The 24,154-nt window shown below is 62.0% G+C and carries 16 protein-coding genes; 8 read left to right on the top strand and 8 right to left on the bottom strand.

What is annotated here, in order from left to right; translation table 11 throughout:
• Window positions 1-23: 23 nt before the first annotated feature.
• The 5 genes from AB8C10_RS01855 to AB8C10_RS01835 all read right to left on the bottom strand — a co-directional run bounded on the left by AB8C10_RS01855 (window position 24) and on the right by AB8C10_RS01835 (window position 4,998).
• The gene (locus AB8C10_RS01855) at window positions 24-353 is read right to left on the bottom strand and encodes a metal-sulfur cluster assembly factor (protein ID WP_060824818.1); all 330 of its coding nucleotides are present in this window, start codon (window positions 351-353) and stop codon (window positions 24-26) included.
• Between the two features lie 39 nt (window positions 354-392).
• Window positions 393-1,151 (bottom strand): Fe-S cluster assembly ATPase SufC, encoded by a 759-nt coding sequence (gene sufC, locus AB8C10_RS01850; protein WP_368866653.1) that lies wholly within the window; start codon window positions 1,149-1,151, stop codon window positions 393-395.
• Window positions 1,152-1,170: 19 nt separating this feature from the next.
• On the bottom strand, window positions 1,171-2,445 hold the full coding sequence (gene sufD, locus AB8C10_RS01845; RefSeq protein ID WP_368866652.1) for a Fe-S cluster assembly protein SufD: 1,275 nt from the start codon (window positions 2,443-2,445) through the stop codon (window positions 1,171-1,173).
• Complete coding sequence (sufB, locus tag AB8C10_RS01840) at window positions 2,445-3,902, bottom strand: Fe-S cluster assembly protein SufB (protein WP_070643258.1); 1,458 nt, start codon at window positions 3,900-3,902, stop codon at window positions 2,445-2,447. The genes sufD and sufB overlap by 1 nt, the downstream gene beginning before the upstream one ends.
• Window positions 3,903-4,119: 217 nt before the next feature.
• Window positions 4,120-4,998 (bottom strand): helix-turn-helix transcriptional regulator, encoded by an 879-nt coding sequence (locus AB8C10_RS01835; protein WP_219101480.1) that lies wholly within the window; start codon window positions 4,996-4,998, stop codon window positions 4,120-4,122.
• A gap of 176 nt (window positions 4,999-5,174) precedes the next feature.
• Here AB8C10_RS01835 and AB8C10_RS01830 point away from each other — a divergent pair, with 176 nt between their 5' ends.
• From AB8C10_RS01830 to AB8C10_RS01795, 8 genes are all read left to right on the top strand, one after another.
• Window positions 5,175-6,308 (top strand): ABC transporter ATP-binding protein, encoded by a 1,134-nt coding sequence (locus tag AB8C10_RS01830; RefSeq protein WP_368866651.1) that lies wholly within the window; start codon window positions 5,175-5,177, stop codon window positions 6,306-6,308.
• Window positions 6,305-7,219 carry an ABC transporter permease gene (locus AB8C10_RS01825; protein WP_368866650.1) on the top strand — a complete coding sequence of 305 codons (915 nt, stop codon included), beginning with the start codon at window positions 6,305-6,307 and terminating at the stop codon, window positions 7,217-7,219. Before AB8C10_RS01830 ends, AB8C10_RS01825 begins: the two co-directional genes overlap by 4 nt.
• 683 nt (window positions 7,220-7,902) lie before the next feature.
• On the top strand, window positions 7,903-10,005 hold the full coding sequence (gene tkt, locus AB8C10_RS01820) for a transketolase (RefSeq protein ID WP_368866649.1): 2,103 nt from the start codon (window positions 7,903-7,905) through the stop codon (window positions 10,003-10,005).
• 200 nt (window positions 10,006-10,205) lie between these two features.
• A complete protein-coding gene (tal, locus tag AB8C10_RS01815; RefSeq protein ID WP_368866648.1) occupies window positions 10,206-11,306 on the top strand; it encodes a transaldolase in 1,101 nt (366 codons plus the stop codon).
• A gap of 293 nt (window positions 11,307-11,599) precedes the next feature.
• On the top strand, window positions 11,600-13,147 hold the full coding sequence (gene zwf, locus AB8C10_RS01810) for a glucose-6-phosphate dehydrogenase (RefSeq protein WP_368866647.1): 1,548 nt from the start codon (window positions 11,600-11,602) through the stop codon (window positions 13,145-13,147).
• Window positions 13,144-14,130 carry a glucose-6-phosphate dehydrogenase assembly protein OpcA gene (locus AB8C10_RS01805; protein ID WP_005506118.1) on the top strand — a complete coding sequence of 329 codons (987 nt, stop codon included), beginning with the start codon at window positions 13,144-13,146 and terminating at the stop codon, window positions 14,128-14,130. The genes zwf and AB8C10_RS01805 overlap by 4 nt, the downstream gene beginning before the upstream one ends.
• Entirely contained in the window at window positions 14,123-15,217 is a 1,095-nt protein-coding gene (locus AB8C10_RS01800; protein ID WP_049347572.1) for a 6-phosphogluconolactonase, read from the top strand. The genes AB8C10_RS01805 and AB8C10_RS01800 overlap by 8 nt, the downstream gene beginning before the upstream one ends.
• 119 nt (window positions 15,218-15,336) lie before the next feature.
• The gene (locus AB8C10_RS01795; RefSeq protein WP_049345365.1) at window positions 15,337-15,684 is read left to right on the top strand and encodes a type II toxin-antitoxin system HicB family antitoxin; all 348 of its coding nucleotides are present in this window, start codon (window positions 15,337-15,339) and stop codon (window positions 15,682-15,684) included.
• Between the two features lie 153 nt (window positions 15,685-15,837).
• On the opposite strand, the gene AB8C10_RS01790 is transcribed toward AB8C10_RS01795, so the two are convergent.
• From AB8C10_RS01790 to AB8C10_RS01780, 3 genes are all read right to left on the bottom strand, one after another.
• Window positions 15,838-18,426 (bottom strand): hypothetical protein, encoded by a 2,589-nt coding sequence (locus AB8C10_RS01790; protein ID WP_368866646.1) that lies wholly within the window; start codon window positions 18,424-18,426, stop codon window positions 15,838-15,840.
• Window positions 18,427-18,899: 473 nt separating this feature from the next.
• Window positions 18,900-21,233: a DUF6493 family protein gene (locus tag AB8C10_RS01785; protein WP_368866645.1), complete on the bottom strand. Its 2,334-nt coding sequence runs from the start codon at window positions 21,231-21,233 to the stop codon at window positions 18,900-18,902.
• Window positions 21,226-24,129, bottom strand: a complete 2,904-nt coding sequence (locus AB8C10_RS01780; protein ID WP_368866644.1) for an endonuclease — start codon at window positions 24,127-24,129, stop codon at window positions 21,226-21,228. The genes AB8C10_RS01785 and AB8C10_RS01780 overlap by 8 nt, the downstream gene beginning before the upstream one ends.
• Window positions 24,130-24,154 lie beyond the last annotated feature (25 nt).

Below are 24,154 nucleotides of genomic sequence, written 5' to 3'. Positions count from 1 at the left end.
GTGTTTATTCAGCGTCTAGGAGCTTAGATGTTGAAGCCCAGCGCGCGCATCATATCGCGGCCGTCCTCAGTAATACGCTCCGGACCCCACGGCGGCATCCAAACCCAGTTCACACGCCAAGAATCAACCAGGTTATCCAGGTTCGCCTGAACCTGCTCCTCAATAACCTCCTGCAGCGGGCACGCTGCGGTGGTCAGAGTCAGGTCCAGAATGAGGGTTCCATCCTCATCCCAGCGCAGACCGTAGAGCAGACCGAGGTCAACAATATTGACACCGAGCTCCGGGTCAATGACCTCCTTGAGGGCTTCCTCAATTTCTTCCTGAGGAACACGACCCTGCACAGTCTCAGTCATAGTTCTATCTTTCTGTCAGAATCCGGTCAGGGAAGAAGCTTACTTCTTACTCACGTAAGCTACGTAGCCCTCTTCTTCCAGGCGGTCAGCCAGTTCGGGGCCGCCCTGGTCAACCATCTTGCCGTCCACGAACACGTGCACGAACTGCGGCTTGATGTAGCGCAGGATGCGGGTGTAGTGGGTAATCAGCATGACGCCCATGTCGTTAGCCTCGTGCGCACGGTTAACGCCCTCAGACACGATCTTCAGTGCGTCAACGTCCAGACCGGAGTCGGTCTCGTCCAGGATGCCGAACTTGGGCTTGAGCAGCTCCAGCTGAAGGATCTCGTGGCGCTTCTTCTCACCACCGGAGAAGCCCTCGTTCACGTTACGTGCGATGAACGCGGGGTCAATCTCCAGGTTCTTCATGGCTTCCTTAACGTCCTTGGTCCAGGTACGCAGGGAGGGAGCCTTGCCGTCCACTGCGGTCTTAGCGGAGCGCAGGAAGTTCGACATGGTCACGCCGGGAATCTCAACCGGGTACTGCATTGCGAGGAAGAGGCCGGCGCGGGCACGCTCGTCAACGCTCATCTCGGTGATGTCCTGGCCGTCGAGCAGGATCTGACCGGAGTCAACCTGGTACTTGGGGTGGCCAGCAATGGTGGAAGCCAGAGTGGACTTACCGGAACCGTTCGGGCCCATGATTGCGTGAATCTCGCCCGAGTTGATGGTCAGGTTAACGCCCTTCAGGATGGGCTTGGTGGTTTCGTCGTCGAGGATAACCGAGACGTGAAGGTCCTTGATTTCAAGAGTAGACATTGATTTCTCCTGGTAAAGCTTAGTTGTTGCTGAGGGCGAGCTCTGCCTCAAGGGCCTCGGTGAGCTGCTCTTCAAGTTCGGGAACACGAATCTGCTGAATGATCTCGTTCAGGAAGCCGCGCACGACCAGACGGCGTGCCTCAGCCTCCGGAATACCGCGAGCCTGCAGGTACCACAGGTGCTGCTCATCGAGCTGGCCGGTGGTGGATGCGTGGCCGGCGCCCTCAATCAGGCCGGTCTCAATCTCCAGGTTCGGCACGGAGTCGGCGCGGGGGCCAACTTCCAGCAACAGGTTACGGTTCAGCTCGTAGGTGTCGGTGCCTTCTGCATCCTTACCAATCAGAACGTCACCAACCCATACGGAGTGCGCACCCTTACCCTGTAGCGCACCCTTGTAGGTCACGCGGGACTTGCAGTTGGGTACGGAGTGGTCCACGAACAGGCGGGACTCAATGTGCTGGCCAGCGTCTACGAAGTACAGGCCGTACATTTCAGTCTCAGCGCCGGGAGCGGTGAACTTGGTGGAGGGGGTCACACGCACCAGGTCGCCGCCGAGGGACACCACAACGTGCTTGAAGCGTGCGTTGCGGCCCAGCTTAGCGTAGTGTGCGGAGGCGTGAATTGCGTCGTCAGCCCACTGCTGCACAGAAACAACGTTCAGCTCAGCCTCGTCGTTCACCACGAACTCAACGTTCTGTGCCAGGACGGTGGAGCCGGTGTGGCGCAGAACCACGACAGCCTTCGAGAAGGGCTTAGCCTCAATCACGATGTGCTGCGCGGCAGGCTCGTTGCCGGTGCCGGTGATGTCGATTTCCACGTGCTCAGCCAGTTCAGCTTCGGCGGGGATGGTCACCACGGTTGCCTCGGTGAAGCTGGACCATGCGTTCGCTGCCACACGGTCCTCGGGGATACCTGCGGAGCCGATGCGTGCATCCTCGCGGGAGACGGTCTCAACCTGAACCTGCTCGGGTGCAGTGATCTGCGGTGCCGGTGCGGTGCCGGTCAGCTTCTCCAGGTGCAGGCCGCCCAGACGCTTCAGCGGGGTGAAGCGCCAGTCCTCTTCACGACCGGTCAGGGGTGCGAAGTCCTCCACGTTGTAGGAGGTCTTACGCTCTGCACGGGATGCTTCGAGTACCTTCTGGACGTTGTTCGGGTTGGAGCCCTGGTGGTGTGCCTCGGTGGCACGGTACAGGGTGTCATCGTGGGCGAACTCGGTGGCGAGCTTCTCACCCTCCTGGTCCATGCCGGGGATGATCGGGGAGTGGTAACCCAGGGTTTCTTCGTTGGTCGGCATTAGCCCACAGATCCTTCCATCTGAAGTTCGATCAGGCGGTTCAGTTCGAGTGCGTACTCCATCGGCAGCTCACGGGCGATAGGCTCAACGAAGCCGCGGACGATCATCGCCATTGCTTCTTCTTCGCTCAGGCCGCGCTGCATCAGGTAGAACAGCTGGTCCTCGGAGACGCGGGAAACGGTCGCCTCGTGACCCATGGTCACATCGTCCTCGCGGACATCCACATAGGGGTAGGTGTCGGAGCGGGAGATGGTGTCCACCAGCAGTGCGTCACAGACCACGGAGGACTTGGAGTGCTTAGCGCCCTCACGAACCTGAACCAGGCCACGGTATGCGCTACGACCGCCGTTACGTGCCACGGACTTGGACACAATGGTCGAGGAGGTGTTCGGTGCAATGTGAACCATCTTCGAACCGGTGTCCTGGTGCTGACCCTCACCCGCGAATGCGATGGACAGGGTCTCACCCTTAGCGTGCTCGCCGACCATATAAACAGCCGGGTACTTCTGGGTGACCTTCGAACCGATGTTGCCGTCCACCCATTCCATGGTGGCGCCCTCGTGCGCAACCGCGCGCTTGGTCACCAGGTTATAGACGTTGTTCGACCAGTTCTGGATGGTGGTGTAGCGAACGCGTGCGTTCTTCTTCAGCACAATCTCAACCACTGCGGAGTGCAGGGAGTCGGACTTGTAGATGGGGGCGGTGCAGCCCTCAATGTAGTGAACGTAGGAGTCTTCGTCCGCAATAATCAGGGTGCGTTCGAACTGGCCCATGTTCTCGGTGTTAATGCGGAAGTACGCCTGCAGCGGGATCTCCACGTGAACTCCCGGGGGAACGTACACGAAGGAGCCACCGGACCATACGGCGGTGTTCAGCGCGGAGAACTTGTTGTCACCAATCGGGATGATGGAGCCGAAGTATTCCTTGAACAGTTCGGGGTATTCGCGCAGACCGGTGTCGGTGTCGACGAAGATCACGCCCTGCTTCTCCAGGTCCTCACGGATCTGGTGGTACACGACCTCAGACTCGTACTGTGCAGCCACACCCGCGACGAGGGAGTTACGCTCCGCCTCGGGGATACCCAGGCGCTCGTAGGTGGTGCGGATGTCCTCGGGCAGCTCCTCCCAAGAAGCCGCCTGACCCTCGGTCGAACGCACGAAGTACTTGATGTTGTCGAAGTCGATTTCGGAAAGATCCGCGCCCCAGGTGGGCATGGGCTTACGCTCGAAGAACTTCAGCGCCTTCAGACGCATGTCCAGCATCCACTGGGGTTCGTTCTTCTTTGCAGAGATGTCGCGCACGACGTCCTCATCCAGGCCGCGCTTTGCTACCTGGCCTGCTTCGTCGGAGTCTGCCCAACCGTACTCGTAGTTGCCAATGCCCTCGAGTTCGGGGTTCATCTCCAGGATCTCTGAAATGACGGTGTCGTTGGCGTTCTGCCCAACTTTCTCAGTCATTACGGCCTTTCTTCGATGGTTATTACATTTCTCGCCGCCACCTGCCGGTTGCAGGCGCGGTAGTTGAGGGGGCTGATACCGCGCTCAACCACAATGCGTGACGCGGTGTACGCAGTGTGCTTGCGGTGTACACCGCGTGGTTGCGGGCGGATTTCAGCGTGCGGCTCGCACCCTTGACGGGTTCATCGGGGTGTGCCGCTGGGTACTGCGGTGATCGTTACGCGGAAGGTTCTTCCGAAGGTTTCCCTGCGGATTCTTCTGCGTTCTTCTCACTCTCAGCGGTGACGCGATTCAGGGGCACGTGCGTGGTACACACGTGAGCACCCGAAGCCATGGTTGAAAGCCTACGAACATCAACGCCGAGCAGATCAGAAATAATCCCGGTTTCCTGCTCGCAGAACACTTGGAAGTCTCCAGCGAGGTCGCGTACCGGGCAGTGACCCTGACAGAGCTGAATACTTGCCAGGAAATGCTCGGGAACAGTTCGTCCTGCAGGAGGAGCGGTGACCTGCGCGGTCGCCACGAAACCGTCCTTACTCATTGCCTCTGCGAGTGCCTGCGCTCGGGCTGCCACATCGTCACCGGCGGCTTCTACGACGGGTCGGTAGCGGGCTTCCATTTCTGCGGCGCGGGCGGAGGCGAAAGCTTCGAGAGCTTCCTGGCCGACCGTGTCGCGGAGCATTTGCAGGGCTTCGCGGGCGATGATGAGGTAGTCGTTGCCGAGGCGTTCGTGGCCCTGGGGGGCGATCACGTAGCGGCGGGCGGGTCGTCCGGCTCCGGCGCCGTGCTTTTTGATGGGCGCGACCTCGATCATGTTGTTGGATTCGAGGGCGTCGAGGTGGCGGCGTACCGCTGCGGGGGTGAGGCTGAGGAGTTCACCGAGGGTTGCTGCGGATACGGGGCCGTTGTTGAGGACTTCACGCAGGACGCGGTCCCTGGTGCGTTCTTCTGCCTCGGCTTTGCGCTTGGATGTGCGTGCCGCGGAGGACTTTGTACTGGAAGCACCAGTAGAGCCCGAGGCGGCGGTTCGGGTGCCGTTTCGGGTCTGCGCCTCGTTCGTTGAGACGCGCTGAGGGGTCTTATTCACGGAATACACAAATAAAGTATGTCCTAATTAGTTTTTCTTTGGCTAGTTAGGTACCCCTACTTGCTAACTTTTCTACCTTAGGGTGAACTTTTAAGTCGTAACAAGTGTGCCTTAAACGTGAGTTAGGGCATAAGATGAAGGGGGCACACACGCTCATTCATCGAAAAAATCGAAAGTGACTGTCTATGGAGACCACCACCGCGGGCCAGCAGGACCACCCGGGGCGTACATCCGCCACGCCAACGGCACACGCTGAGCACCACACGGAGCCCAGCGCCTCCCCCACCGCACGACGACGCATCATCACCGAAGAACCGGCGCTCAGTATTAAAGACCTCATCAAAGAGTTCAAACCCTCACGCGCCTTCCGAACCAAATACCCCGAACGGCTCACCGCCAGCGGGCTCTACCGCGCCGTCAACAAGGTCAACCTGCGCGTCTTCCCCGGCGAGGTGGTCGTCCTCCTCGGAGCCAACGGCGCCGGCAAAACCACGACCCTCGCCTGCGCGCAGGGTCTGCTCAAACCCACCCGCGGTACCGTGCGCCTCCTCGGAGAAAACCCGCTACAGGCAGACCCGGAGCTGCGTGCCAAGGTCGGCATTATGCTCCAGGACGGCGGCCTGCCCAACGCCATGCACCCCATCCCGCTGCTGGAACACATCTCCACCATGTACACCGACCCGTACCCGGTCGAAGAGCTGGCAGAACGCCTCGGCATTGATGCCTTCAACGGCACCACGATTCGCCGCCTTTCGGGCGGTCAGAAGCAGCGTGTCTCCCTGGCTGCCGCCCTCATCGGCCGCCCGGACGTGCTCTTCCTCGACGAGCCCTCCGCAGGCCTGGACCCGCAATCCCGCAACGTCGTCTTCGACATCATTCGTGAACAGCGTGAACTCGGCACCGCCATTGTGCTCACCACGCACCTGATTGACGACGCGCAGAAGCTCGCCGACTACGTGTACATCATTGAAAACGGCACCACGGTTCAGGAAGGTACCGTCTCCGAGCTCATTGCCAGCGACGGCACGAACCGCCTGCAGTACACACTGGATGCACCCACCCCCACCCGTGAGCAACTGCTGCCCGCGCATCTGCGTGCCGGTGTGGAGCTCATCGAGAAGGTGCCCTACACCCCGGCTCGTGACGGCGCACCCTCCGTGCCTGGCGAGTATGAGCTGGTCGGCGCGCTACGCCCCGAGCATCTGGCGGCATTCACCTCCGCTCTCGCTGAGCGTTACCTCATGCCGATTTCTCTCACCATGGAACCGAAGACTCTTGAGGATGTCTTCCTCGACATTTCAGGACGTGATATCCGATGAGCAACACCGCACGCACTAACAACAACCGGGCTGCAGAAAACACTGTAAAAAACCCGGCAGAAGAGAGCCGAGCGGAAGGGAACCGAATGGAAGAAAGCGCCGTAGACACCCGTCCCAAGGTCTCTTCTATTGACGAAGATGAGGAGTACATTCCCCCGCGCGCAAACTACCCGCTCGTGCGCGTCATCGAGCAGGGCCGCTACGAGACCATGGCGATGCTCCGCAACGGCGAGCAGCTGATGCTGAACATTATTTTTCCCGTCATGGCGCTTATCGCCCTGCGTTTCACCGGTCTGATTGATGAGTACGCGAACTCGGTCGGTGTATCCCGCATGGACGCGGCGGTCCCCGGCGTTCTGGCGCTCTGCGTGATTTCTACGGCACTGTCCGGTCAGGGCATTGCGACCGGTTTTGATCGCCGCTACGGCGTGCTGCGATTCCTGGCGACCACTCCCCTGGGCCGCAACGGCCTGATCATGGGCAAATGCATTGCGGTGCTGGTGGTTGTGGCGATTCAGTTCACGCTGGTTGCGGTGCTCGGCTACGGTCTGGGCTGGCGCCCGGACGCTATCGCCGTCTCGCGCTCCATCATCACAATGCTCATGGGTGCCGGCGCGTTTACGGCACTGGGCCTGCTCATCGCCGGTACGGTGCGCGCGGAGGCGACCCTCGCCATCGTGAATATTGCCTGGGTGATTCTTGCCGGCGCCGGCGGCGTGGTGTTCCCGCTCAAGTCCTTCCCCGACTGGTACGCCGGGGTTGTGGCATGGTCCCCCTCGGCGGCTCTGGGCGATGCGCTGCGCGGCAACTTCATTCAGCATCAGTGGCTCGCCGAACCGCACTGGGTAATCATCGTGTGGACCGTGGTCATTGGGTTTATTGCCTCGCGCAAGTTCAAGTGGTCTGACTAGCTCAAATGGTCTGACTAGAGGCGGTTTAAAGTAACCGCAGGTTAAAAGGCGGGCGCCGGATATGTTCCGACCATATCCGGCGCCCATTTATTTAACACAAACCTTTAGCCTCAACCACACACAATGTGCACGGTCAGAGACTAAAAGATAGCACCCTTCTCCAGAACCTTATATCTCGCCACCACAGCAAGATAATCATCAGTTCCCACGCGGAGGAGGGGCTTCAATCACCGAGATGCAGACCGACCCAACCACTGTTTCGGTCCGCAACCTTCCTGCTCAACCTTAACATGAGCTTCACCACTTACACAAAAATTGTTACGTTACTGAACAATATTCAGCGCATAGCTCAGAAACACAGCTCAAACGTTCACCGTGAAATCCGCGGAGCCCGCGTTGTAGCGTCGCTTTTTCTCCATCTCAGCCCCGTATCACCCTGTGAATGTCTGCATTCACACACCGGATACTGCCGCCCAGTGAACTATCCTGTTAAAACGAAAGGGTCGAAACAACTCTCCGGACGCCCCGCACACAGCACCCCGTGTGCCCCGCACCTACCCTGGTACCTACCCCGTCACCTACCGGCGCGGGAATAAGCACCCCGGAAGGCACGTTACACCCGACGGACAGCGCGCTAGCACAAGCCTGCTGGCGCATCCACTCACGTTGCGAAAGGAACCCACGTGGCAGAGAACTTCCAGTGGACAGAAACCGACCAGCGCGCCGTAGATACCGCACGTATCCTCGCCGCTGACGCCGTAGAGAAGGTCGGCTCCGGCCACCCCGGTACCGCAATGAGCCTGGCGCCGGTCGCCTACCTGCTCTTCCAGAAGGTCATGAACCAGGATCCCTCCGACGACCGCTGGGAAGGCCGTGACCGCTTCATCCTGTCCCCCGGCCACACCTCCCTCACCCTGTACACTCAGCTGTTCCTCGGCGGCTACGGCCTCGAAATGAGCGACCTGGAAGCCCTGCGCACCTGGGGCGCCCTCACCCCCGGCCACCCCGAATACAAGCACACCAAGGGCGTAGAAATCACCACCGGCCCGCTCGGCCAGGGCCTAGCATCCGCTGTTGGTTTCGCCTACGCACAGCGCCGTATGCGCGGCATGTTCGACCCCGAAGCAGCACCGGGCACCTCCCCCTTCGACCACCACGTCTACGTCATCGCCTCCGAAGGTGACGTGCAGGAAGGCGTCACCGCCGAGGCGTGCGCGCTCGCAGGTCACCAGGAGCTCGGCAACCTGATCATCGTCTGGGACCGCAACCACATCTCCATTGAGGAAGACACCGACGTTGCCTTCACCGAGGACGTAGCAAAGCGCTACGAGTCCTACGGTTGGGATGTTCAGCGCGTGGACTGGACCCGCACCGGCGACTACGTTGAGGACGTCGCAGAACTGTACGCCGCTATTGAGCGTGCAAAGGCTGTCACCGACAAGCCCTCCTTCATTGAGCTGCGCACCGTCATCGGCTACCCTGCACCCACCAAGCAGAACACCGGCGCAGTACACGGCTCCAAGCTCGGCGCTGAAGAGGTCGCCGCAACCAAGGAACTGCTCGGCTTCGACCCCGCCAAGAGCTTCTTCATCGAGGAGAACGTCCTGGCACACACCCGCCAGCTTGTCGAGCGCGGCGCGGCTGCACATAAGGCATGGGACGAGAAGTTCGAGGCATGGGCTAAGGCAAACCCCGAGCGCGCCGAACTGTACAAGCGCCTCGTCGCAGGCGAACTGCCCGCAGACTACAAGGCTGCTTTCCCCGTGTTCGAGGCTGGCACCTCCGTGGCAACCCGCGCAGCATCCGGCACCGTCATCAACGCTATTGCTGACACCTTCCCCGAGCTGTGGGGCGGCTCCGCTGACCTCGCCGGCTCGAACCTGACCACCATCAAGGGTGCAGAGTCCTTCAACCCGGCATCTCGTAGCACCGAAGACTGGACCGGCAACCCCTACGGCCGCGTTCTGCACTTCGGTATTCGCGAGCAGGCTGCCGCAGCCATCGTGAACGGTATTGTGCTCTCCTCCCCGACCCGCGCGTTCTCGGGCACCTTCTTCGTGTTCTCCGACTACCAGCGCCCGGCTGTTCGCCTCTCCGCGCTGATGGGCGTTCCCGCACTGTACGTGTGGACCCACGACTCCATCGGTGTGGGCGAGGACGGCCCTACCCACCAGCCGATCGAGCACCTCTCCTCGCTGCGCGCTATCCCCGGCTTCGACGTGGTTCGCCCCGCGGACGCTAACGAAACCGCCGTCGCATGGCGCACCATCCTGGAGAAGTCCGACCGCCCCGCAGGTATCGTGCTCTCCCGCCAGAACCTGCCCGTCTGGGCTCGTGAGGACGTGCACGCGGACGCTGAGGGTGAGAAGTTCGCTTCCGCTGAGGGCACCGCACGCGGCGGCTACATCATGGCTGACACCGAGGGCACCCCGGACGTCATCCTGATCGCTACCGGTTCCGAGGTTGAGCTGGCTATCCAGGCTCGCGCAACCCTCGCCGAGCAGGGCATCGCGGCACGCGTGGTTTCCATGCCCTCGCGCGAGTGGTTCGCTGAGCAGGACGCAGAGTACCGCGAGTCGGTCCTGCCCTCCTCGGTTGCAGCCCGCGTCTCCGTCGAGGCTGGCCTGGCAATGAGCTGGTACGACCTGCTCGGCACCGCCGGCCGCGCCGTGTCCATCGAGCACTTCGGTGCATCCGCTGACGCGAAGACCCTGTACCGCGAATTCGGTATCACCGCAGAGGCTGTCGTGGCTGCCGCTAAGGAATCCATCGACGCCGCTAAGTAAGCAGTAACAACGCCGCGGTAACTGCCGCGCACACTGCGCCCCCTCCTGTACGGGCTCCTCTGTACGGGTGGGGTGCAGACGCAACGGGTAGGCTCCGGCTGACCACTCAGCCGGAGCCTCCCGCCGCCCAGAAGATTTCACTGATATCTCAATTTTCAATTTCGATATTTCAATCTCGACAAAGAATCGAAGGTTTTCACATGTCTGAGTCCACTCAGAAGCTTTCCGACGCCGGTGTCTCCATCTGGCTTGACGACCTCTCCCGCGATCGTCTGACCAGCGGCAACCTTGCCGAACTCATCAAGACCCACAACGTTGTCGGCGTGACCACCAACCCCACCATCTTCGCTGGCGCGCTCTCCAAGGGCGCCGCATACGCCGAGCAGATGCGTGAGCTTGCCGCCGCCGGCGCAAGCGTTGAAGAAGCAGTGTTCGCCGCAACCTGCGACGACGTGCGCAACGCCTGCGACGTATTCGAACCCGTCTACAAGGCATCCAACGGTTTTGACGGCCGCGTCTCCATCGAGGTTGACCCCCGCCTGGCACGCGACGCTGAAGGCACCGCCAAGATGGCACGTGAACTCTACGAGCGCGTGGGCCGCGAAAACGTCATGATTAAGATCCCCGCAACCCAGGAAGGTCTGCGCCCCATCGCAGAAACCCTGGCAGCTGGCATCAGCGTGAACGTGACCCTGATCTTCTCCCTGACCCGCTACCGCGAGGTCATCAACGCCTACATGCTCGGCCTGGAGCAGGCGCTGGAGAACGGTAAGGACCTGTCCACCATCCACTCGGTCGCATCCTTCTTCGTCTCCCGCGTAGACACCGAAATTGATGCACGCCTCGAAGCTGCCGGCGGCGACGCTGTGCAGCTCAAGGGCAAGGCAGGTCTGGCGAACGCACGCCTCGCCTACGAGGTCTTCGAGGAAATGTTCTCCTCCGAGCGTTGGGCACGCCTGCAGGCACACGGCGCGAACGTACAGCGCCCGCTGTGGGCATCCACCGGCGTGAAGGACCCCGCACTGCCCGACACCCTGTACGTGACCGGCCTGGTTGCACCCAACACCGTGAACACCATGCCCGAGGCAACCCTGAACGCTGTTGCCGACCACGGCGAGGTCACCGGCAACACCATCGTTCCGAACTACTCCGAGTCCAACGAGGTTCTGGACGCTATCTCCGCTTACGTCTCCTACCCGGAGGTCGTGGAGAAGCTCGAGGTCGAGGGCCTGTCCAAGTTCGACGTCTCCTGGGAAGAGCTGCTGCAGACCGTCCGTGAGGCACTCGAGCAGGCCAAGTAGCCGCTAGTAGCCGCCGAACTATAGCGCGGCACTAACCGCTGTCGGTGTGCACCGCCCGATGCGCACCGCGGCACCGCACCCTAATCCGCCGGGATTTTCGTCAGGGTTCCCGCCCGAGCTTCACCACTCAGGCCACCCCGGAGAATCTCGGCGGGTTAGGTGCCCCTCATATCATTCCGTCAAAAACCGGTACAATACAGGGACACACCTTCCAGAATGCGGCATCGCCTCCGCGCGACAAGGTACGAACCGCGCGCCGCACGAACCAACCAAGGCAATCAAAGGAATATATTGTGACTATCGGTCATGAAGCGAACCCTCTCAGGGACACTCGCGACCGCCGCATTACCCGCATTGCGGGGCCGTCCGCGCTCGTCTTCTTTGGCGTAACCGGTGACCTGGCCCGCAAGAAGCTGCTTCCGGCAGTGTATGACCTCATGAACCGCGGTTTGCTCCCGCCGAGCTTCGGCCTTGTCGGCTTCGGCCGCCGCCCCTGGAGCGATGACGACTTCCGCTCCTACGTGCGTGAATCTGTTGAGGCAAACGCCCGCACCCCCTTCCGCGAAGACGTATGGAACCAGTTCCAGCAGGGCATACGATTCGTCGTTGGTGCCTTCGACGACGACGCAGCCTATGAACAGCTCAAGAGCACCCTCGCAGAGCTCGACGAGCGTGGCGCTCACGGCAACCACGCCTTCTACCTCTCCATCCCCCCGAAGGCATTCGAGCAGGTCCTCACCAAGCTCGCCGAACACGACCTCGCATCGCGCGATAACGACACCGTCAACCCTGTCGATGGTTGGCGCCGCGTGGTCATTGAGAAGCCCTTCGGCCACAACCTTGAGAGCGCACGCGAACTGAACTCCATCGTGGAGGCAGTCTTCCCGCCCGACGCCGTGTTCCGCATCGACCACTACCTGGGCAAGGAAACCGTTCAGAACATCCTGGCGATGCGTTTCTCCAACCAGATGTTCGAGCCCCTCTGGAATTCCCACTACGTGGATCACGTCCAGATCACCATGGCTGAAGACATCGGCATCGGCTCCCGCGCAGGCTACTATGACGGCGTGGGTGCGGCCCGCGACGTCATCCAGAACCACCTGCTGCAGCTGCTCGCCCTCACCGCCATGGAAGAGCCCCTCAGCCTCGACGCGAAGCACCTGCGCGCCGAAAAGGCGAAGGTCCTCGAAGCTGTGCGCATCGACGACCTGCCGAACTCCTTCGCACTCGGCCAGTACGCCGCAGGCTACCAGGGCGGCGAACACGTCAACGGTTTCTTCGACGAGAACGACATCCCCGCAGACTCCCGCACCGAAACCTTCGCAGCGCTGAAGGTGTCCATCGCCAACCGCCGCTGGGAAGGCACCCCCTTCTACCTGCGCGCCGGCAAGCGCCTGGGCCGCCGAGTCACCGAAATCGCCGTGGTCTTCAAGAAGTCCTCCGACCGTCTCTTCGGCGAACGTGAAAACCCGCAGGTCGGCCAGAACGCCATCGTCATCCGCGTGCAGCCCGACGAAGGCATGACCATCCGATTCTCCGCGAAGGTGCCCGGCACCCAGATGGAAATCCGCGACGTCAACATGGACTTCGGCTACGGCCACTCCTTCACCGAAGAGTCCCCCGAAGCCTACGAACGCCTCATCCTGGACGTTCTGCTCGGCGAGCCGCCGCTGTTCCCCCGCCACGAAGAAGTTGAGCTCTCCTGGAAGATCCTCGACCCCTTCGAAGAGTACTGGGAAGAAAACCGCATTAAGCCTGAACCCTACGAGTCCGGTTCGTGGGGTCCGCGTTCAGCACACGAGATGCTTGAGCGTGACAACCGCGCTTGGAGGCGCCCGTGATCTCGCACCTGCATAACACCACCGTTTCCGCTATCAACAAGGAACTGAGCCACCTGACTGCCGCCAACGGTAGCCTCAGCAGCGGACGAGTTCTCACCCTTGTTGTCCTCGCGGAAAAGGGCCACTCCCGCGAAGCAATGCGCGCCGCAATTCGTGCCTCCCACGAACACCCGAGCCGCATTATTGTGCACATCTCTCACGACCCGCTCGACCCGGACCAGCTGGATGCAGAAATCCACCTCGGCGGCGACACCGGCGCATCCGAGATGATTGTTCTGCGCGGCTGGGGTAGCGCATCCCGCCCGACCGAAGCACTGATCTCCGGTCTGTTGCTGCCGGACTCCCCGATTGTGGTCTGGTGGCCGCACTCGGTGCCCGAGAACCCGGCACAGCACTCCATCGGTCGTATCGCGCAGCGTCGCATTACCGACTCTGCACGCGCCGACGACCCGAAGGAAGCGCTGCGCAAGCTCACCGACGTATTCCGTGCAGGCGACACCGACCTGGCATGGACCCGCCTCACCCTGTGGCGCACCCAGCTGGCGGCGCTCATGGAGCAGATGCCTTCCTCCCCCGTACGCCGCGTGGTTGTGTGGGGTTCGAGCAAGTCCCCGTCCGTGGTGCTACTCGGTACGTGGCTCGGCTGGAAGCTTGAAGCGCCCGTACACCTCGCCACCATCGGCGCGGCAAACCGTGGCCTGTACCGCGTCAGCATTGAGCGTGAAGACGGTTCCGTGACGATGTTCCGCCCCGGCATTTCCGTGGCGACCATCTCCACCCCGTACGCGCCCGATCAGCAGATTGCGCTGCCGGTGCGTACCCTCGCCGAGTGTATCTCTGAGGAGCTGCGCCGCCTCGACCCGGACGACACCTACGGTGACGTGCTGAAGCAGGCGCTGTGCACCGTAACCCTCGTGGACGATACCTGCCAGCCTGAAGACATGCTGGATCTCGAAGAATACCCGGAGGTTTTCGATGCCTAAGATTCAGAACATGGGCGCATCCACCCCCACCCTGGTGGCGCACCCGACCCGCGACGCTCTCGCAGCGGACGCGGTGACCCGCATCCTCGACATCATTGAGCACGTGCTCTCTGAGCGCACGATCGCCCACATTTCGCTGACCGGCGGCACGATGGGTATCGCCACTTTGAAGGCGTGGGCTGAGAACGAGCGCGTGAAGGATATCGACTGGTCCCGCGTGCACTTCTGGTTCTCCGATGAGCGTTTCGTACCCGAGCGTAGCCCCGAACGTAATGACGGTCAGGCTATTGAGGTGCTGCTCGCTCCCCTGCTGTCGCACGGCCTGGTCGTGGGCAATGTGCACCGCATGGGTCCGTCCGATATTTTCACCGGTCTTGAGGCTGCGGCTGAGCACTACGCCTTTGAGATGCGCGACTACGCCGGTTCTGCACCGGCTGTGAGCGTGCAGATGCCCGAGGGCGCAACCGAACTGCCGCTGGCTGGCGGTCACGGTGGCGGCGCAGGTCACGAGCACGGCGGCTCCGGCGGCTGTGGTTGTGGTGGCGGCGGTTGCGGCTCTTCCGCACCCGAGCAGTCCATCGAAGAGACCACTCTCGAAGACTTTGACGCTGAGGCTGCTGAGCCCGCAGGTGGTTGCGGATGCGGCGGCGGAGGCTGCGGTGGTGGCGGTGGCGGCCAGTGGCCCGCACCGGTCTTTGATATCACCCTGCTGGGCATGGGCCCGGACGGTCATATTGCTTCCCTGTTCCCGGGCCGTAAGCAGGTTCTGCTGGGTACCGGTCTGCCGGAGGACCCGGTTGAGGGCGGTAAGGCTGTGACCGTGATGGTGTCCGATTCGCCGAAGCCGCCGGCTGAGCGCGTGTCGGTGACCCTACCGATTATCAATAATTCGCGTCACGTGTTCTTCCTCATCACCGGTGAGGATAAGCAGGATGCGACCAGCCGCCTTCTGGCTGGCGCGAAGCTGGACGCTGAGGACCTGAACGCGCAGCTGCTGTTGGAAACCCCGGCGGTGGGTGCGCGTGGTAAGAAGCAGACCCTGATTTTTGCAACTGAGGAGTCGCTGGCTCCTGAGAACCGCCCCTAAGGTTCGGTTCTGAACTGCATTGGATAAAGGGTGGAGCCCCGGATAGTTTCAACTACCCGGGGCTTTTCTCTATGGTTTTAAACCAGCCCGAAATGGTACCAGAAGTGGTACTATAAAGTATGCTGAGTCACACTCTCCCCCGCCAAGAGCTCTACACCTACCGCGTGGAGTGGTCTGAAGACGACCAGGAATTTGTCGGAACCGTTGCCGAATTCCCCAGCCTCTCGTACCTGGCCCCAACCTCGACCGAAGCATTCGCAGGTATTCGAGAAGTCGTCGCCGACACCCTCGAAATTCTTGAAGAAGACGGCCGCGAGGCACCCGAACCGTTCTCCCTGCGTTCCTTCTCGGGACGATTCAACCTACGTGTTTCACCGCAATTGCATCGTCGTTTGGTCCAGCAGGCAGCGCTTTCTCACCAGAGCCTGAACCAGTACGTGAGCCAACAGCTCGAGGCAGTCGCCTAAGTAAACCAGTACATCTTCATCATCCAACGAAGATTCTAAAATGTTATGACATGACAAAAAGGGTGGAGCCCCGGATAGTTGCTATCCGGGGCTCCACCCTTTGCTATGCCCGTCTACTTCTCAGGGGTGGTAGGATTCTGCAGCTCTTGCTCCTTACGAAGATTCCTCCCCCTCGAAGCCCACGTACAGTGCCGCCAGCGACGGAACCGTCGCCTCCAGCACCTCCTGCGCCTCCTCGGGGCTCGCCGCAAGCTTCGCGCCGGTCAGCTGCAGGTACTCGCGCACCGTCATGGGCTGCGCCCAGTCAAAGTGCTCACGCACGGCGGTGATGTTCGCGCCAGACTGCAACACGTTAATACCGTGGGCAAGACCGATATCCGTCACCTTCACGATGGCGTCGGTCTCCTCCGGGATGTCGTACGGGTCGCGGTTCTGCAGATCCACGATGAACGGCAGCACACCGCGGCTCTCAGCGCGCAAGGTGAACTTGGTGTGCACCTGGCTCACCTCGTGCACCTCGCCCACGCCCACGGCGGGCACCACCATGAAGCCCGCCTGCAGGTCGTTCACCGCGGCCAGGGTGTGTGCCTCCCCGAAGCCGGAGTACAGCTGCACCACCGGCACGAGGTAGCACACCTCCGCCTTGAGCGCCTTGCGAGCCTCAATGTCGATGTACTCCCAGGCGCCGCCGGTACCGTCGGTAATGTCGCCGGAGTGGTGCGCGTAGATGGCGCCCTGGCTGTTCTTCACGGTCTGCGACCAGTAGCTGATCTTGTCCATGTAGTTGCCTTCGGCGTCGAACATCATCAGCGACAGGTCAATGTCCACGCCCTCATCCCAGAAGCAGAAGAGGCGGATCACGCCGGTGGGCGGCAGGTGCACCGTCGAGGTGTTGTAGCGGCCCATGCCGTCCAGGGAGGGGCGGGCGCTGCGGGTGTTCAGCGGCATGATCGTATCACCCACCTGCTCGGGCAGGTAGATGCTGGTCTCGGCAAGGCGACCAGACAGGCCAATCTCGACCAGGCGCTCCAGCAGGTCCAGCACCGCCGGATTGTACTCGCGCGCCGGAATCATGGTGGCGATGCCGGTCTTGGACAGGTTCATGCGCTGTGGGGCGGCAGGCTGAGCCTTCTGAGTGGAAGCCGCGACACGCTGAGTGTTTCGCGGGCTCTCGGGAACAGAGGTGTGCGGGTTAGACAGGCCGGCGTTACGGTCAAAGAACGAGCCCAGCGGGTTCGGGATGCCCGCGTTCTGCATGAGGTTCTGAACCCTCGCGACACCCTCCGGATTGCGGCGCGCGTAGTCAGCGAGCTCCCGGTCCTCCTGCACCGCCACCGGGTTGGCGGGGCGCTCCTTCGGCGGGTTCGCGAGCGCATTACGCTGCAGGGTCACCAGGTTGCGGATCTGCACCAGGATGGGCGCGGAAACGCGTGGCGCCACGGCGGCAAACGCGTCAAAGATGACCTGCTGGCCGGGGCTCGGCGCGGTGTCGATGCCGTAGCGCGGAGCCTCGAAAGCATCCAGGGCGCGCACCAGCTGGCGCGCAAACACGCCGGGGCGGGTAGAGAGCAGACGTGCCACGTTCTGCGCATCCCGGGTTGCGTAGGCGCGGTCCACCAGCGATTCGAAGCTGTACACTTCGCCGCGGTACAGGTCGTCAGCCCAGCGGCTCAGCGCGGTCAGTGACGGGTAGTCGCCGGGGTGAATCGCCTTGACGAGGCGCTTGTACATTTCGGCGGCGGGTGCGCTGTCGTAGCGGGCACCGACCGGGTCAGCCTCCAGTACCCGGTTGAGCAGGTGCGCGATGCGGGTGCGTTCGTTACGGCGTAGCTTCAGGCGCGGCGCGATGCTCAGGCTCAGGTCCCCCACCGTGCCGTTGTAACGCAGGCGCGAGTAGGCGGCGGCGAGGGCGAGCGCCTCCTTCATGGTGCGTAGGTGCTCAGCGTCTTCGGGGTGCAGGCAGGCGGCGATGAACACGCGGTTTTCGCGGCTGGTGTTCTCCGGTCGGGCAGCCGGCAGCGCGTCATGCTGGGCGAGGAAACGGCGCAACGCCACCAGGTCGCGCTGGTCGGTCTGGTTGTACGCCTGCTGCTGACCGAGCAGCTGCTGGTAGAGGGCACCCGCCATGATCAGGGCGTTCTGCACGCCGCTGACCATCTGCAGGGGTCGGCGGTTGCGTTCCATACTGGTGAAGTTGGAGCGGCTCATCGGCTGCTGCCACTCGTAGGGCACGTAGTTCTCGGGCAGGCCGCCAAGGATTCGCTCGGTGCCGTCCGGGTTGTAGTACGGGTTGGAGAGGTAGTGCATGATCTGCTCGGTGTAGCGCTGCTCGTCGGTGAGCGTCAGGGCGCGCAGATCAAAGTCGCGGCGGAACACGCGGCCGGGACGGTAGCCGTATTCGTAGGACCAGATGGTTGCGAACAGGGCAAATTCGTTGGCGCTGGCGTTCAGCGCCTGGGCGAGGGACTCAGGGCTGAGGGTCAGACCGCAATTGCTCAGGACGGATACTCGCCCCAGGTCGGTGTCGAATGCGCCGGAGTGGTGCAGGTCGTTAATGCTCGAGTAGTTCGAGCGGTAGTAGGGGCCGTACAGGTCGGTGAAGACGTACACGCCGTAGCGGCGCATCAGGATGAGGCGCACGAGGGGGCTGAGGCCCTCGGGCGCTTCGCCGTGAAGGTAGGCGGATTCGTTGAGGTAGGGTGATTCCTGCAGGTAGGGGGATGCGTCGTAGGGGGTAGTCACGGGTCGTCCTTTCCGTTGGTCTCACCCGACTGTCACCGTCGGTGGTGTGTCTATGTTCTTATCGTAGCGGCGTGGGCGCGGGTTGTCGCGGGGTTTGGTCATCGGTGACCTGCGGGGGTACATATTCGCGGGGTAACAGGCGGTTACGTATCGCGGAGCCTGGGCGGCACTTATCCGTTGCTTGTTGATCGGTCGCTTGCTGATCTGTTGGCCGCTTATCTGTCAGCCGCGTGGGAACTGGGTTAAAAGAAAAAATGGCGGGAAGCGAAGAATCCGATAAATATAGGAAAGATATTTCAGAAAGTAGGACTCTTCATGATCCGCCATTACCTATAGAGTACTCCCGCCCCGCGACGGCAGTCAAGCCGTTTCGTCACCGAAGCATACTAGGGGTTTCTACTAGGGGGTTTCTACCCGCCGGTGAGGCTCTAGCTAAGGGGCAAGTAGCCTCACCGGCAGGTAGATTTTTCGGGCTAGGACTCCCCGAGCAGGGCGAGCGCGGCTTCGCGGGCGGCAAGCGCCTCCTCCGTCACGCGCGGGGTCACCGCGGCCAGGGCGCGCAGTGCTTTCGCCAGCACGGTAGAGCCCTTCATCTTCGGCTCCAGCTCGGCGGGAATCTCAACCGGCGTACCGTACAGCTCGGCAAGCTCCACGGTAAGCTTCACAAGGGACGCACCCTGACCCACCTGCGGAGCCAACGGAAGGATCCGGCGCACCGTCTGGAAGACAGACCACCCCGCCAAGGGACTCAACGAAGCGGCATCGTTCAACGTCTGCACCAGACGATTCGCCCCGAACCAGCCGTGCTCCAGAAGGTACCCGAGCTCACTGGCGAAAAGGTGCGCATCCCAGTTGCCGCGGTCAATGAGGGAGGCAATCGTCTCCGCCGTCAACGCACGACGCTCCGGGGCGTACACTACAGAAGCCCACGCCAGGAAGTTATACGACGGCACACCCAGAGCACGCTCCGCCGCACCGAGCGTCTGCATAATCTCCTCAAAACCGTGAAGACGAGAGAACTGATACACGCTCAGCAGCGGCTTATACTGCGCCGCCAGAAGGTCCGGGTTGTGGCGCATCGCCCAGGCGTACCAGCCGCATACTAGGGCAACAGACGGCACCTCGGCATGTTCCAGAGAACGCCCCGGATACTCCACACAGGCACCAGCCACCGTGTATGCCGCCGCCGTGAACGTACTCCGCTCCGTGGCAAGCTCCTCCCCCGGCACCTGCCACAGCTCATAGGTGGAATCATTCACCTCATACTCGCCGTGCAGAACCTTCGGAAACGCCTCACGGTATGACTTGAAACGAATCACCGTACGCTCAAAAGAACGCTCCACCGCAGGTAACGGCTCAGCCAGCAGAGGCGCAAAGCCCTGCCCAGCCGCGCCCTCGCTACTATAGGGCTGATCCCCGAACGCTACGCGAAGCTGCTCGTGGAACAGCGCCGTGGGCGACCGGTACGCCCAATATTCGCTACCCTTGCGCGGGTACCCCTTGAAGTGAAAATCAGCACCCTGAAAACGACCCGTGTGCTCGGTGAGTGCTGCCTGCGGGTCAGGGTCTGCGGCGTGCACATGCTGAACCAGCAGACGGTACGCCAGATACCGCAATTGGTCGCGACCGTCATGCCAGGCACGGCTCAGGTAGCGGCGCAGATGCTTCTGAAAAGCGGGACTGAACTCAATGACTCGCCCCTCCTGATGCGCCCGATGCAGGTAGTTCAGCAGCGCCGGGATGCGGCGGGCAGACTGCTCCCTCTCGTTGAGGTGGTAGAGGGCGAACAGCAGCTCTTCGCAGTCCCGGTCGCTGCGAATAGCATCCCGGGTAGCTTCGGAGGCGCGCCCCGCCTGCGGCGCCGCGTTGAGGGCGGCATTCACCTCCGATGCTGAGAGCCCAAGGGCAGGGACATCCGGAATCCGCACACTACGGGGCGGCTGATCTGAGGCAGGCTGAATCGAACTAGGCTGTGCAGGCACAGTGTCAGGGCACAGCTTCTGCGCGCGATCGCGCAGCTCCAGAGGAAGAACCTCCACAGCATCCTGCGCGTAAACAGACACCTCCCCGGCACATTCCGGCACCGCCCGAACACACAACTCAAGCACCTTCAAACCGGCAGTCATCAGCTTCTTCTCACGCCGGAACAGCAACTGCGCGGCGGCAGGTAGCGCCTCCGCCACTAGGGCTTGAAGCTCACCAGCAGTCAGCGGCACCTGACCGGCAGAGGTAGAACCGCCAGACGGCGCGCAGACCTGCAGAATACTCTGCAACATCTGCGCACCCACAGCAGCCGTGGTCGCCACCGGCGAAGCCAACAACGCCGGAATCAGCGCACCGTGCCGAGCATAGGATTGCGCCTGACCTACCAAAGCCTGCTTACGTTCAGCACCGCGCAGCCCCTTCGGAACCGCCGTCAGAGCCTCAAAAGCACGCGAGAAAACGCGGGCGTTCTGCGGCGCATAATCACGTAGCAACGCCTGAACGCACTCCTGCTCAATCCGGGCTCGATACTGCGGAAAACGCTCCGCCAAATACACCAGCAAATCATGACCGCAAATAGTCAGCTGCGCATCATAAATAAACCAGAGTGCTAGACCATTCGAGGGCATGGCGCCCTCCACGGTAAACAGCGCCCAGATTTTTTCCCAGTGTTCCGGATGCTCCCTGAAAAACTCGGCAATCACCTCATCATCCATAGAGCGCATGGAACGACCCGGCACAATACGCCACAGGAACTCCTGCAGGTATTCGGCGCTCCACGAAGGTTTAGCCGACTGCACGCTATCAGGCACGGTATTAGGCACCGCGCTCACCCAGTAGCGCGAGCGCGGCCTCGCGGGCGGCAAGCGCCTCCTCGGTCACGCGCGGGGTCACCGCAGCCAGGGCGCGCAGGCTCTTCGCCAGCACCGTGGACCCCTTCATCTTCGGCTCCAGCTCGGCGGGAATCTCAACCGGCGTGCCGTACAGTTCGGCAAGCTCCACCGCCAGGCGCACATAGTCGCCGCCCTTCGTCAGCTCACCAACCATCGGCAGGAGCAGACGCAGAACCTGCAGCACACGCCAACCCGCCAGAACGCCAATACCCGACACCTCACGCAGGGTCGCCACCAGGCGATTCGCAAGGACCATCCCGTCCTCCAGAGCCCACTTCAGGGTCTCTGCGAAGGTGGATGCATCCAGCAGGCCCGCCTCAAAGAGCGCCGCGATAGCTTCTGCCGCCGCCAGACGGTACTCGGGGTTCTTCGCGCTCGCCACATAGCCGAGCAGAGTGCAAGTCGGAGCGCCCACCTGCACGGTGGATTCCCTCAGCGCGCGCATCAGCACGGGGACGGGGGTTACGGTCTTCTCCTCAATGCACTCCGAAGCGGCAAAAAGGAAGTATGCAGAGAGCAGGTCCGGGTTGTTCTGAAGCAGCCATGAGGACCACTCAGTCAGTGCCATCATGAAGTCGCCCTGCCAGCCGTACGATTCAGAAGCATTCGGTTGGAAAGCGAAGGGAATAAACGCGGTGTTAAGAGCCTCGTAGGCGATAGCCTCCTCGGGGCTCATGCCAGCGGTTGCACGGCTCAGCACCTCGCGTGCCTCATCCACGGTATCCGTGATATCGCTCTCGACCTGCCACATCGGTTCATGACGAACAAAGTCGGCGGCAATAAATTCTCCGGTGACTTCTCCCGCTTGGCTAGCTTTACGGTATTCCTCAACCTTGCTGTCATTAAGGCCCGAAGAATAGATGCTCCAGGGGATATCCAGGGCAGAAACAGTGCGATAAGTCCAGTCGCTGTAGGTCAGCTGACGGGCGGGGAGCGGTGCGCTCAGCAGGGGCACCGTGCGACCTTCCGTGTGGTACTCTCCCCCGGCGGCGACGGCACGCATCTGTTCCCGGAAAATCTCGTGGAGGTCGCGGTAGCCTTCTAGCGACGTGTAGCCGGGGTCCCAGAGGTGGTGCTTATTCTGGACGACCAGGCGCACCATCTCTTCCGTAGAAATGAGCTTGCTATGATCGCTGGAGCGCCGCCATATCAGCTGGCTACGTTCAAAACGCTGCATAATCGAAGCCATTTCGGAAATTTCCTCAGACTTGTATCCCGCAGCCTCGGCGTTAGCCTCCAACACGGCGCAGAGCGCAGGCATGTACGCGACGTTGTTGTAGCTGTAATGGTCAGCAATTTTGCGCAGGGTGCGAAGCTGCTGCTGTTCCACCGGTGCAAGCTTGCCGGTCGCCGCAAAGTGGTAAAGGCGCGCCAGGTTCTCTCCCCGGGTGGTGGGAGATTCGTCCCCGGTAATTCGACCCGAGGTGGTGTTCGATTCCTCAGTAATGAGGGTGCAGAACTCATTCAAGTCCGCGATGGACGCGACGGGTTCTCGGTGCTCAACGCCGGGCAACAGCACCGGCGGCACCTCTACGGAGGCGCCCGCCGCCTCCGCCTCTTCCGCCTGTGGTAGGCGGTCTTCGGGCAGGCAGGCTTCCGCGGCGCCGCGCAATTCCAGGGGTAGCACCTCGTAGGCTTCGAGGACGCGCTCAGCAACATAGTTGGCGAGCGCCACCTGCTCGGCGGTTTGCGCCTTCTTGCGCTTGGCCTTGCTCACGCCGGCGTACTGGGTGGCGATGAGCTTGAGCAGGCGCAGGGCGCCGCGCTGAATCTTCTTCTCGGTGCGGTACAGGTTCGCGCCGAGCGCGTCGATGAGCTGTTCCAGGTCGAGCTGTTCGAGGAGCTGCAGGTCGGGGGTCTTCTGCAGGGCGGCGGGTGCGCAGGCTTTGAGGACGTTCTGCAGCATGGCCTGGGCGAATCCGACGGAGGCGCTGGGCTCCGCAGTGAGGACAGCCATGAGCTGCCCGAGTCGTGCCCGGTTTTCTGCGTCGGTGGGCTGCAGGTCCGTGTAGACGGAGTGGAACGCTGCCGAGTTGAAGGCGCTGAAATCGCTGGTCAGGCCGCGTAGCAGGGCGTCCAGGATCTCGTCGCGAATATCGAAGTATTCGCCCATGAGGCGGCAGAGTTCCGCGCTTTCGCCCATGTAGTTGCCGTAGCCCTTGAAAAGCACCCCTTCGGTGCGGAAGATTGCCCAGAATTCCTGGTCGAGCAGGGTCATGTCACGGGTGAAGAAGGTCTTGAGCTGGGCGTGGTTGCTGGTGCTTCCCTTCTTCACGCAGGGCAGGGCCTCGTGCAGGAAAAGGACCAGGTATTCGGGGGCATCGCAGCTCAGGTTGCGGGCGCGAAGCAGCGTGTAGCAGGTTTCCCAAATTTTCTTCGAACGAGCCCAGGAGTTGGGCAGCCCCTCAATAAAACGCAGAATCCACTCGTCAGGGCGTTCCGTGGCACCGAGTAGGAACGCGTCAATCAGCTGCTGATCCGGGCGCCCTTCCCAGAGCAGGGTGCGCATGGCGCGACCGGCGGAGCGGTGGTATTCCCACGGGTCGCCGTCGGGGGTGCGCACGAGCGCCCCGGCAACATAGGCGGCGAGCGGGGTGCGGTTAATGTGGTCGCTACCGATGACGCTCCTGGGGGTGAGGGTTCGGGCGAGGGAGGCGCGTTCCTCCTCGGTGGCGCCGGTGATGACGGCGTGGTATTCCTGCACGTCAGTTGATTCTGCCGCCATGAGGGCTTTGAGGGCGGCGCGGCGCTCTTCGAGGGTGCGCTCGCCGGCGCTATGTTCGCCGGTGCCGTGCTGGCTGGGGTTCGGCTGGGCGGTATCAGTCATTGGTACCTGCTTTCGGAGTTGATGG

This window comes from Rothia mucilaginosa, from assembly GCF_964210535.1.
Taxonomy (GTDB): domain Bacteria; phylum Actinomycetota; class Actinomycetes; order Actinomycetales; family Micrococcaceae; genus Rothia; species Rothia mucilaginosa_F.
Note: the sequence above shows the minus strand (reverse complement) of the source record. Positions and strands in the feature narration are given on the sequence as shown.